Origin of the sequence: Thermocrinis minervae, assembly GCF_900142435.1 — a bacterium.
Classification (GTDB): Bacteria; Aquificota; Aquificia; order Aquificales; family Aquificaceae; genus Thermocrinis_A; species Thermocrinis_A minervae.
Genome location: NZ_LT670846.1, coordinates 40,031 through 50,577 on the forward strand (window position 1 = coordinate 40,031; position 10,547 = coordinate 50,577).

The window sequence follows — 10,547 nt, forward strand, 5'->3', positions numbered from 1 at the left end:
GGGAGTTATGCTAAAAGTAGAGCTCACGCCTGAAACCCTAATACTACAGCTTTTGGCAAACCAACAGGGATTACAGGCGGAAGACTTTGAAAGCATACTGCTGAGCCTCAAAGCCAATCTATTTGGCAGCGTTCAAGAAGGAGAATCAAATAACTATGAACCGCAGTCAAAGGACGAAAGCAAAAAATTGAACCTAGCTTTGGAGTTCCTTTATCCTCAGTTTGCTAATCTAAACATCAACACCACCGTTCAAATACCTGAGAATACAGAGGGAGGAATTCCCCTCGGAACACGCATATACACAGCTCCATCCCAAAAGGTTTTAGAGACCGATGAAAAATCTATTCAAAGGCTCTTTCCTGAAGGTCTATCTATAAACCTTCAGAATACTAAACAGAAAGAACAGGACCTAAATCCTTGGTCTCCAATACAAGAAGACATGGACGGCAAAAGACATAATGTTGGCAAAAACTTCCTTATATTGTATGGAGTAGAAGACAATAGCACGCCAAAAACTGTTATAAGCACAGAAAAAGAACTCATCAGCACACTAAGAGACAGTACTACCGCAGAGATAGGAACAGATATCAAAAAAACTGAGAAAAAACAGTCTAATCTTATCAAAGAACAACGAAGTGAAGTTTTTGTACAGTCTACAGATGGAAATCCTAATACAAATACAAAGGAAGCTTCCCAAGTTAAGGAGGTGGTGAACACACAACCCCACAGCTACGACGTTTACACGTACAAAGCTCTAAAGGTAAAAACCGAAGATGCTGACATAAACGTACGCTTTTTAAGGGAAAATCTGAGGATAGAGATAAACTTAAAGAGTGAAAACATAAGGATGCCCACTGAAGCAGAAGTACAAAAGCTCCTAAACACATTACAGTCCTTAGGATTGGTTGTAGAGAGCTTTAGACTTAATGGAAAACAAACCTTTGGGTACAGCTCCGATAAGCGTGATTCTAAGGGTGAACATACATACAAACAAAAACCGGACAGAGGAGATGTAGAGCATACAGCCAACTTTAGCCTCACACTATGAGGTTTGTCCGCCTCTTTATACTTGCACTTACCGTAGTAATCCTCTCTTGCCAAAAGGATGGATATCATATAGCCTTTCTCATATCGGGAGAAGGTAGAACCAAGAAGGTAGAAGGCTTCCTTCAAGGTCTAAAGGCCTTAAACATAAAGATAAGCAGCTATAAGGTTTACAACGGGAAAACAACCTCTCTGAGCTTGAAAGAAAGGCGAGGCTGCTAGCTTCAGATATAGATAAGTACGATCTTGTAGCTACGGGAGGAAGCATAGAAACTTACATACTAAAGAACATCTTAGGAGAGAACATAAAGAAACCGATAGTTGTTATGGGTGGGACCGCACTGAAAACCTGGGGCATAACGCATGAATTTAAAAAACCCTCTTACCCTATAACCGGTGTTGACAACCTAAACGCAGAACTTATGGAGAAGAGGGTTGAACTCTTTTCTAAACTCTTCCCTGATGTGAAGAAGGTTGTAGTGTTCTGCACTCCGAGGTTTGAAGCTTCTAAAGAAGCCACAAGAAGAGCCATAAAAGCAGGGCAAGTACACGGTATAAAGGTGGTTCCTGTCTCAGTAGATAATGCTAACGACTTGGAGTACATCATAAGTCACATGAGAGAGGATGGCTTTGGTGGCATACTCCTTACCCCTTGTTTTTACACGGAGAACTTTCTACAGTCTTACATACTGTATTACGCGAGCTTTTATTCAATCCCAGTCATGTGTCTTTCTCCCGATCAGGTTAAACAGGGATGTCCAGTAGCCTACGGCACCTCTCAGTTCGAACAGGGGTATCAAGCCGCGTTCATAGCTTACAGGATATTTTCTGGGGAAGACGTTAGGAATATACCCTTCGAACCTGTCAGGAATGTAAAGCTGGCCATAAACTTCTCCGCCTTCAGGGAGCTTGGGTATTACAATAACCCATACGTCTTTATGCTGGCCCAAACAGTTGAATGAAGCTAAGGAATAAGGTACTAGTAGTCCTTCTTTTCGTAGCTCTATTCCAATGGGTTTTCTCTATAGCTTACTTCTACGTACTAAAAGAAGATCTACTGGACAGATGGTATGTCGAGAGCAAAAGGCTTGGGACTATGCTAGCCGAAAGTCTAAACCTTAAACTCCATGAAACTATAGATAAGCTAAAACTCTACACATTAGACTACGGCGATACAAACGCCGAAATTCACGCATGGAAAGTATTCAACCAACTGAACGGCGTTTTCCTCTGCGCTCAGTATGATAAAGGTGGAAACCTCCTCATTGAGTTTGATAAAACCCCCACCGTAAAAAGGGCAGAACCTAAGATAGATCCTAATCCTGTTAAGGTTGACATCCTTGAGGTTTATCAAAACGAGTACTCTGAGCATTATGTAAGGGTAAAGGTGCCCCGTATAAAGGAAGGAGTTCTTAGGGACTTTTTTGTGTACGACATAAACTTGAACCATTTGCTTACAGAACTGTATCCAGTACTTCTATCCATGAATCTAGAAGTGACGCTTACAAGGAGTATGAACAGAAACGAAGGATTTGTCCATGTCTTCGTACCCATAAAGGATATGAACTTGTACGTGATGTTAAGACAAAAAGAGGATAAGGTACTTAGCCAGGCACACAGCTTCCTACAAAGAGCTTTCTTTATGGGAAGTATAAGCACCATCTTGTTGCTGATGGTTTCCTATGAGATTGTCATGCGTATGTTTGTTCCATTATACAGGCTAAGGGATGAATTCGGAAGATGGATAGGTCTAAAAGATCTAGACAAGGTTGAGGAGATACAAGCACTATCAAAGATATTCTTAAACGTGTACGAACAACTCAGAAAGGAAAGAGACCTCTATACATCGCTCTTTAATAACGTCTTTGACGGCATGCTTCTACTTGACGAAAAAGGTGTGATAATGAAAGTAAACAGAAGATTTTTTGAAAGGTTCAATGCAGACAAAGAGAGCTTAGAAGGAAGACATATCTCTGAATTTTTATCAACAGACAGTTTGCATCCCAACACTTTCTTACCACATGCAATACTGAAGATAGGTGATCATGTTTACCATATTTCCATATACACTGCGACATTACAGATGGATGAAAAGAACTTTCTTGTATGCCAGATCAAAGATATAACCGACAAAAAGGAGCTTGAATACATATTGGTAAGATACTCTAAGCTCGCTATAGCTGGAGAGATAGCCTCATCAATAGCTCATCAGCTTAACAACCCTTTAGCCTCTGTGTTGGGCTATGCAGAAGTACTCCATAAGAAGCTAGAAGATCCTCAACTCAAAAGGTATGCTCAAGCTGTGATTAACAGCGCTCTAAAGTGTGCTGATACCACTAAGAGGTTGTTACATCTTGCTAAAGGTTACGATAAGTTCCCATCCGTGGTTGATGTTGAAAAGCTAACTGAGAATGTTGTAGAAATCCTGCAGGTAAAAGCTAGCAAAAAATCGGTAATCATAAAGCTGATAAAAGACATAAGAGCTCAGAAGCATATTTACACCTTTGAATGGAAGCTTGAACAGATATTGCTCAACGTGGTTGACAACGCCATAGACTCTTCCTTTCAGGGGAAGACCGTAGAGGTATCCTTGAGGGTACATGACAGCACAGTATCTTGGGAGGTGGTAAACGAGGGGCAGGAGATAAGTAAAGAAGAAGAAAAGCTCATATTTGAACCCTTTTATACTACAAAGGAAAGTGGCACAGGTTTGGGCCTTACCATAGTGAAAAGGTTCGCAGAGGATATAGGCGCAAAGATAGAGCTTAAAAGCCAAGCAAACATCACAAGGTTTATGATTATCTTAAACAGAGATGGTGAGGGTGTTGGTGGTTGAAGACGATACGGACTTTGGAAGTCTTTTGTTAGAGTACCTGTCCAACTACTACACGGTGGATTGGGTCAAGACTTTAAAGGATGCTGTAGACAGGTTAAGTACAAACAGCTATGATGTGGCGATAGTTGACGTGCTACTTCCAGATGGCAATGGTGTAGACATACTTGAAACCGTCAAGAGTAACCAACTTGGTACAGAGGTAGTTTTTCTAACAGGTCATGGAAGCATAAAGCTGGCCGTGGAAGCTATGAAAAAAGGGGCAAACGACTTTTTGACCAAGCCATGCAGCCTTGACGATATAAACATGACCGTTGAAAAAGCCTTGGAGACTCTACGGACGAAGAAGGAAAACAAACTGTATAAGCTAGAAAAAGCCCTGCTAGAAGAAGAGTATGTGTTTAAAAGCCCAAAGATGAAGGAGGTCTTACACAACATCTCCAAGATATCCTGTAGCGATTGTCCTGTGCTTTTAGTAGGTGAAACAGGAGTGGGAAAAGAGGTAATAGCGAGGTTGATACACCAGCTAAGCCCCAGAAAAGCTAAACCTATGGTCGTACTAAACTTGGCTAGCATTCCAAAAGATCTGGTGGAGGCGGAGCTCTTCGGCTACGAGAAGGGAGCTTTCACAGGAGCCGTTCAATCCCGAGAGGGTTTCTTTGAGCTTGCCAACGAAGGCACCATATTTTTGGATGAAGTGACAGATATTCCTGTCGAGGTACAAGCCAAGCTGCTGAGGGTAGTAGAGCACAAAAGCTTTTTCAGAATAGGTGGAAAGAGGGAGATACATACAGATGTACGGCTCATAGCTGCAACTAACGCAGACGTAAAAAAGCTTATTGAGGAGGGAAAGTTTAGGAAAGATCTATACTACAGGCTGAGCACGGTAGAGATCTACATCCCACCCTTAAGAGAACGTCCGGAGGACATAATCCCCTTAGCCGAGCATTTTTTAAGGTTTTACTCCCACAAGTACAGAAAGAGTATAGAAGGTTTTACCAGGCAGGCAAAGGAGGAGCTTTTAAGCTATACCTACCCGGGGAACGTGAGAGAGCTAAAGAGCATAGTAGAAAGGGCAGTTCTTTTCGCCGAGGGTAGATACATAACACCGCAAGAGCTCTGTATACCAAATACCTGTCAAGGTACTTTAACTCTGAAGGATATGGAAAGGCAGCGTATACTGGAGGCTCTGAAGCTCAGTGGAAACAACAAAAAGAAGGCAGCTCAGATGTTAGGAATACCCTTAAGGACTCTCTACAGAAAGCTCAGGTACCATAACCTCCTGTAATGCCATCATGACATCCTGCATGCCATTATGACATACACATAAGACCCACTCCTCTGACAAAAGGCTTTTAAATCCTACACTTTTCAAAATCCCCTCCTTGGCATGATTTTTGCAAAAAGGTTGTATGCGGAGGTGGATAGTATGGACAGGAGGAGCTTTTTTAAGTGGACCTCTCTGCTAGTGGGTTTACCTTTCATAGGAAGGTTTGCAGGTGCAGCACCGCCACGCATAGAATACAAAGACTTTAAGAAGGAAGCAGACATATCCGTAGTCTATCACTGTGACTTTCCACAGGAGCCACGTTTTAGGGCCATGCTCGGTAACATAGGGAATCATCTATCTGTTTACAACAACGATCCATTCAAGATAAAGATAGTGGTGGTTGCCCATGGACCGGGCGTAAAGTTTTTCATGAAGGACCTCACAGGCTCACCCTGGGAATCTGAACCCATAAACGTAGAAGAACTCTACAGAATGGAGAAGGACCTTACGATCTATGGAGTTGAGTACTACATATGTAACATAACCCTCACAAGACTAAGACTTGATCCTAATAAGCTTCATGAGTTTACAAAGATAGTTCCGTCAGGTGTTGGGGCCATAGGTGAGCTTCAAGCGAGGGGCTATGGCTACATAAAAGTTCAGTAGGGAGGTTTAAGCATGAAGAAGCATCTTCTTACTTCGAGCTGCTTGGCTTTGCTTCTATTCAGCCCAGAGTTTTCTCACGCCATAAAGCTGAGCACCTCTTCAGAGGAGCAGTACCTAGACATAAACTTCCTCATTCAAACCTGGTTTAGACATCAAAACATAAGCGATCAAAACAGGCCTAACTTTGTCAACGCAAGCAGTAGGGATGATGTATTCTTCAGGAGGATAAGGATAAGGTTCGGTGGTAGCGTAAACCAGTGGTTTAAGTTCAACCTAGTTCTGAGAGATAACGACTTTGGCAGGGATCCTTATGACGCACCTTTTGGAGGGCAGCCAACTCATGCAAAAAGGCAGAGCAACGGAAATACGGGCTACATCCATGAATTTGACCTCATACTAGTACCAAGCGCCATGACCGACCTGAAGAGTCTGACGGTAGACCTTCACTTGGGGTATCCTAGAGTACCCCTAGGAAGGGAACAGTTTCAAAGAGCCTATGACAACATAGACCTTGACAGGACAAACGCCACCCTAAGATGGACCCATCTTGCCATAGGAGACGTCACGGGGAGGTCCTTCGGAGGCTATGTACACTTGAGGACACCCCCTAAAGGTCAAGGCTACTCTAAGATAACCTTTGATGCCTTTGTGGGAGCCTTTTCCAGTTTTAAGAACGTAAAAAACCCATGGGATGATACAGTCGTCGGCGTATCTAATAATACACCACTCTGTGGATATACAACCCCAAATCCAAACATATCCACATGCTTGTCTAAGGCAAGGGGCAACTCCTCCAACAACCCTCTTTACACCTTTAGGGCCACGCTACAACTGGGTGACCCAGAAGGAAGACCTGCTATCTACAACTGGCTCTATAGGGACACTTACATAGGGAAAAGAAAGGGAATAACTCTTGGTGTATCTTATGCCTTCCAGAACAAGATAGACTAGCATATCGTAACGGATACCCAAGGGATATCCGCAGGTGTATTAGGTAACGGCTCACCGTACAACGGTGCTGGAACTGTAAACGTGCGCATACCCTACCTAATACTTCCCAATCCAATAGGTGTAAACAGCACTACGGTGTCGCAGAGTTTGCTTGACAACAAGGTTAACATGAGGTTTTACGGTGCGGACTTAGCCTGGCATCACGGACCAATATCCTTCCTAGCGGAGATTGGACAGGTTAAGTTTGAAAAGCTACTCCTGACAGATGGTGCCAACAACCTATATCCTAATCAAAGCATAAAGAACTCCTTCTGGATTGTGAAGGCAGGATATCTCTTGAACGAAAAATCTCCACATAAGTTCGAACCTTACATAAGCTACTCTGAGTACAAACCTCAGATAGTGATAGTGGGCAGCGGAGCTAATGCCAGACTGTACGGTGACGCTACAAACTTTGTGGGAGCTAACCAACTGACCGCCGGTCAGGACAGATCTACCTTGGGTAAGATAAAACAGCTCGGCCTGGGCATCAACTACTACTACAGGAACGAAAACTTCAGATGGACCATTGAGTACACAAAGTTCGACGAAGAAAGAAACAAGATAAACAACGATGCTGTAACGATTCAGTTCCAGTGGATCTTCTAAAGCTTACCTCCCTTTCCGTTCCCCTCCTTTTTTTATCAAAAAACCCTCCTTTATTCCCCAGTCACTTACGACTATCTCCTTCTTACCAAACAGGAGGAGTATCCTGTAGAACATGACTATCCCTGCTATTATTACCTTGGACCTTTTTGGCTCTATGTGTGGGAATGTGGCGTACCTTTCTTGTGCTTTCATGGAAGAAAGGATTTCGAGCCACTTCATGATAGCTTCTAGGGAAAGAGCCTTGCCATGTACCTGAGAAGGGTCGTAAGGGAAGACGTTGTACTCTAACGCCGCCAGGGTGGTTATAGTACCACCAAGTCCCACAAGTTGATCCACTGGTCTTACCAACTCGGATATTCTTTCATCTACGTAGTTTTTGAGAGACTCTAGCTCGTATATGGTGGGTGGGTCGTGCTTTATGAACTCCTCCGTCAGGCTTACTATACCCATAGGAAGTGATCGGACCTCATAGAGCTTTTTATCCCTTCCAAATACGAACTCTGTAGACCCTCCACCCTGGTCTATGACGCACACGTGACCGCTAAGATCGAGGGAGTAAACAGCAGACAAAAAGGCTAACTCTCCTTCCTTCTCTGGTGGTATCACTTCAACTGTTAACCCTAACCTCTCTTTGACTAGTCTAAAAAACTGATCTCTATTCTTTGCCTTTCTAAGGGCTTCTGTTCCCAAAAGGTATATCTCTTGTACACCTAGCTCCTTTGCCTTCTTGAGGTAGGACTCTATTACCTGTAAAGTTTCCTCCATCCTGTCTTCCTGTATTAGACCTTCGGACTGTACACCGCTCATAAGGGATGTGATCTTTCCTTCCTTATAGACTATATGGGGTACACCGTTGTTAATATCTGCAACAGCAAGCCTACAGGAGTAAGAGCCTATGTCTACTACAGCAAGCCTCATAGTAGCTCCCTCAGGTAAGGATTGAAGACCCTCTCATGGCCTATTGTGGTCTTATCATAGTGACCCGTTACCACCAGTGTGTCGTCAGGAAGCTCTTCAAACACACGCCTCAAGGATTTTTTTAAAGCCTGAAGGTCCCCACCAGGCAGATCCCATCTTCCCACACCCCCTCTGAAGAGAAGGTCCCCGGCTATTAACAGGGAATGTTGTGGTATGTAAAAGCAGCAAAGTCCTGGAGTATGACCGGGTGTATGCAATACCCTTATCTCCACAGACCCAAACTTTATGGTATCTCCTTCCCTTATGGAGATATCAGGTTCTGGGCAGGGTAGTTCGGCTCCTATATACCTATCAAACCCTGGCCAAAGGGTATCTTCTAACAAAAAAAGATCTTCTTCGTTCATGTAAAAGATGGCATCAGTCCGCTCTTTTAGGGTCTTTACTACACCTACGTGATCTATGTGTCCGTGCGTTGCAAGTATGCCCACCAGTTTAAAGTCCTTCAACTCTTCTATTATCCTGCTTGCATCTGCTCCAGGGTCTATTACTAAGGCCTCCTTCCTCTCCTCGTCCAACAGTATAGAGCAGTTAACAGATAAGGGTCCTACCGAGAGCACCTTCAGAAGCATATTAAAACTCTTCTTGCAGGTACTTCTCTGCCTCTATGGCAGCTATACAACCCTCCCCTACTGCAACAGCCACCTGACCTGTGGCGCCGCTTCTGCAATCACCGCAGGCAAACACACCTGGTACGTTCGTTCTCATACGCTCATCTGTCTTTATGTAACCTCTCTCATCCAACTCCACAAAACCCTTCAAGAATCCTGTGCTTGGCTCAAGCCCTATGAATATGAACACACCCTCTACGTTTAACTCGGAGAGCTCACCCGTCTTTGTGTCCCTTAGCACTAGCCTTTCTACGGCTTGACTTCCCTCTATCCTTTCAACTACCTTGTTGGGTATGAACTTTATCTTTGGGTTGGAAAAGACCTTTTCTTGTAGGTGCTTTTGAGCGCGAAGCTGATCTCTTCGGTGAATAAGATAGACTACGCTGCCAAAACGAGTAAGAAAAAGGCTTTCCTGACATGCAGAATCACCACCACCTATTACAGCTATGGGAACACCGTCAAAGAGGGCCCCATCACAGGTAGCACAGTAGGATACTCCTCTGTTTAAAAACTCCTCCTCTCCAGGAACGCCTAATCTCCTTGGACTTGCACCCACGGCCAATACTACCGTTTTGCTTCTAACCATTTGACCTGTTCTAAGGTGTATGAATAGCTCCTTATCTACTTTTTCAATCTTTAAAACTTCGCCGCGGTGTATCTTAAGGCCAAATCTTTCAGCTTGGGCCTTGAACCGCTGGGTCAATTCTTTCCCGCTTATACCTTCTGGAAACCCAGGGTAGTTCTCAACTAGATCTGTTATAGCTATCTGACCGCCCAACGTACCCTTCTCAAAGAGAAGGGTGTTCATCTTTGCTCTTGCGCAGTAAAGACCTGCGGTAAGCCCCGCAGGTCCACCACCCACTATGACACAATCGTAGAGTATATCTTCAGAAAACCCGTTCATATGTGACTGAGTATCATCTGCCTTAGGGCTTCCTTGGGCTGTACACCTATCCTCGTGTCTACCACTTCACCGTTCTTGAAGAGCATAACAGTGGGTATGGCCCTTATGCCATACTGCATCGCTATGTTTGGGTTTTCATCCGTGTTTAGCTTTCCTACCTTTACCTTTCCCTCAAACTCCTCCGCAAGTTCCTCTATTATGGGTGCCAATATCCTGCATGGTCCACACCACGGAGCCCAAAAGTCCACGAGCACAAGCCCGTCGGAGTTAAGCACCTCCGTCTGCCAGTTGCTGTCAGTTAAAGTGATAACTTTTCCAGCCATGCCTATCCTCCTTTATTAGCCTCTTCCTTTTCAGATGCAAGCAACCTATATATGTGTATTACTCTCCTGTCCTTTATGTAATAACACACCACTGAACCGTCCCTTTTACATCCTAATATACCTTTATTCCTAAGAATGCTGAGATGTTGAGAGATGTTAGGCTGGGATGTGCCTATGAGCTCGCTCAAGTTTTTAACGCACTGCTTGCTCTCCATAAGCTCTGCCACTATCCTCAGTCTTATAGGATGTGCCAGAGCTTTTAAAAACTCAGCCCACTCTTCCAACCTTTCCTCTTCGCTTACTACCATAACGCACCCCTGTA

The 10,547-nt window shown here is 43.9% G+C and carries 13 protein-coding genes; 8 read left to right on the plus strand and 5 right to left on the minus strand.

Features of this window, described 5'->3' with window-relative positions; genetic code table 11:
• The first annotated feature begins 7 nt into the window (after nucleotides 1-7).
• From B5444_RS00220 to B5444_RS07750, 8 genes are all read left to right on the plus strand, one after another.
• Entirely contained in the window at nucleotides 8-1,048 is a 1,041-nt protein-coding gene (locus tag B5444_RS00220; protein ID WP_079653260.1) for a hypothetical protein, read from the plus strand.
• The gene (locus tag B5444_RS07740; protein ID WP_231967115.1) at nucleotides 1,045-1,266 is read left to right on the plus strand and encodes a hypothetical protein; all 222 of its coding nucleotides are present in this window, start codon (nucleotides 1,045-1,047) and stop codon (nucleotides 1,264-1,266) included. The genes B5444_RS00220 and B5444_RS07740 overlap by 4 nt, the downstream gene beginning before the upstream one ends.
• 68 nt (nucleotides 1,267-1,334) lie before the next feature.
• Entirely contained in the window at nucleotides 1,335-2,006 is a 672-nt protein-coding gene (locus tag B5444_RS00225) for an ABC transporter substrate binding protein (protein ID WP_231967187.1), read from the plus strand.
• Entirely contained in the window at nucleotides 2,003-3,880 is a 1,878-nt protein-coding gene (locus tag B5444_RS00230; protein ID WP_079653261.1) for a two-component system sensor histidine kinase NtrB, read from the plus strand. Before B5444_RS00225 ends, B5444_RS00230 begins: the two co-directional genes overlap by 4 nt.
• On the plus strand, nucleotides 3,858-5,165 hold the full coding sequence (locus B5444_RS00235) for a sigma-54-dependent transcriptional regulator (protein WP_231967116.1): 1,308 nt from the start codon (nucleotides 3,858-3,860) through the stop codon (nucleotides 5,163-5,165). Before B5444_RS00230 ends, B5444_RS00235 begins: the two co-directional genes overlap by 23 nt.
• A gap of 141 nt (nucleotides 5,166-5,306) precedes the next feature.
• Nucleotides 5,307-5,813: a DsrE family protein gene (locus B5444_RS00240; RefSeq protein WP_079653262.1), complete on the plus strand. Its 507-nt coding sequence runs from the start codon at nucleotides 5,307-5,309 to the stop codon at nucleotides 5,811-5,813.
• 12 nt (nucleotides 5,814-5,825) lie between these two features.
• Complete coding sequence (locus tag B5444_RS07745; protein ID WP_231967117.1) at nucleotides 5,826-6,764, plus strand: hypothetical protein; 939 nt, start codon at nucleotides 5,826-5,828, stop codon at nucleotides 6,762-6,764.
• An 81-nt stretch (nucleotides 6,765-6,845) separates the two neighbouring features.
• Entirely contained in the window at nucleotides 6,846-7,412 is a 567-nt protein-coding gene (locus B5444_RS07750) for a hypothetical protein (protein WP_231967119.1), read from the plus strand.
• Between the two features lie 3 nt (nucleotides 7,413-7,415).
• On the opposite strand, the gene B5444_RS00250 is transcribed toward B5444_RS07750, so the two are convergent.
• From B5444_RS00250 to B5444_RS00270, 5 genes are read right to left on the minus strand one after another with little or no spacing between them, the layout of a single operon-like run.
• A complete protein-coding gene (locus tag B5444_RS00250; protein WP_079653263.1) occupies nucleotides 7,416-8,330 on the minus strand; it encodes a Ppx/GppA phosphatase family protein in 915 nt (304 codons plus the stop codon).
• Entirely contained in the window at nucleotides 8,327-8,959 is a 633-nt protein-coding gene (locus tag B5444_RS00255) for an MBL fold metallo-hydrolase (protein ID WP_079653264.1), read from the minus strand. The genes B5444_RS00250 and B5444_RS00255 overlap by 4 nt, the downstream gene beginning before the upstream one ends.
• Nucleotide 8,960: 1 nt before the next feature.
• Nucleotides 8,961-9,902, minus strand: coding sequence for a thioredoxin-disulfide reductase (gene trxB, locus B5444_RS00260; protein WP_079653265.1), 942 nt, complete (start codon nucleotides 9,900-9,902; stop codon nucleotides 8,961-8,963).
• On the minus strand, nucleotides 9,899-10,225 hold the full coding sequence (gene trxA, locus B5444_RS00265; RefSeq protein WP_079653266.1) for a thioredoxin: 327 nt from the start codon (nucleotides 10,223-10,225) through the stop codon (nucleotides 9,899-9,901). Before trxA ends, trxB begins: the two co-directional genes overlap by 4 nt.
• A 2-nt stretch (nucleotides 10,226-10,227) precedes the next feature.
• Nucleotides 10,228-10,533: an ArsR/SmtB family transcription factor gene (locus B5444_RS00270; protein WP_079653267.1), complete on the minus strand. Its 306-nt coding sequence runs from the start codon at nucleotides 10,531-10,533 to the stop codon at nucleotides 10,228-10,230.
• Between the last annotated feature and the right edge of the window lie 14 nt (nucleotides 10,534-10,547).

What these genes read in the sequence shown, in the direction of transcription:
- B5444_RS00240 (WP_079653262.1), top strand. Translation starts at nt 5,307, where the DNA reads ATGGACAGGAGGAGCTTTTTTAAGTGGACCTCTCTGCTAGTGGGTTTA.
- B5444_RS00270 (WP_079653267.1), bottom strand. Translation starts at nt 10,533, where the DNA reads ATGGTAGTAAGCGAAGAGGAAAGGTTGGAAGAGTGGGCTGAGTTTTTA.
- B5444_RS07740 (WP_231967115.1), top strand. Translation starts at nt 1,045, where the DNA reads ATGAGGTTTGTCCGCCTCTTTATACTTGCACTTACCGTAGTAATCCTC.
- B5444_RS00230 (WP_079653261.1), top strand. Translation starts at nt 2,003, where the DNA reads ATGAAGCTAAGGAATAAGGTACTAGTAGTCCTTCTTTTCGTAGCTCTA.
- B5444_RS00235 (WP_231967116.1), top strand. Translation starts at nt 3,858, where the DNA reads ATGGTGAGGGTGTTGGTGGTTGAAGACGATACGGACTTTGGAAGTCTT.
- B5444_RS00220 (WP_079653260.1), top strand. Translation starts at nt 8, where the DNA reads ATGCTAAAAGTAGAGCTCACGCCTGAAACCCTAATACTACAGCTTTTG.
- B5444_RS07745 (WP_231967117.1), top strand. Translation starts at nt 5,826, where the DNA reads ATGAAGAAGCATCTTCTTACTTCGAGCTGCTTGGCTTTGCTTCTATTC.
- trxB (WP_079653265.1), bottom strand. Translation starts at nt 9,902, where the DNA reads ATGAACGGGTTTTCTGAAGATATACTCTACGATTGTGTCATAGTGGGT.
- trxA (WP_079653266.1), bottom strand. Translation starts at nt 10,225, where the DNA reads ATGGCTGGAAAAGTTATCACTTTAACTGACAGCAACTGGCAGACGGAG.
- B5444_RS00255 (WP_079653264.1), bottom strand. Translation starts at nt 8,959, where the DNA reads ATGCTTCTGAAGGTGCTCTCGGTAGGACCCTTATCTGTTAACTGCTCT.
- B5444_RS00250 (WP_079653263.1), bottom strand. Translation starts at nt 8,330, where the DNA reads ATGAGGCTTGCTGTAGTAGACATAGGCTCTTACTCCTGTAGGCTTGCT.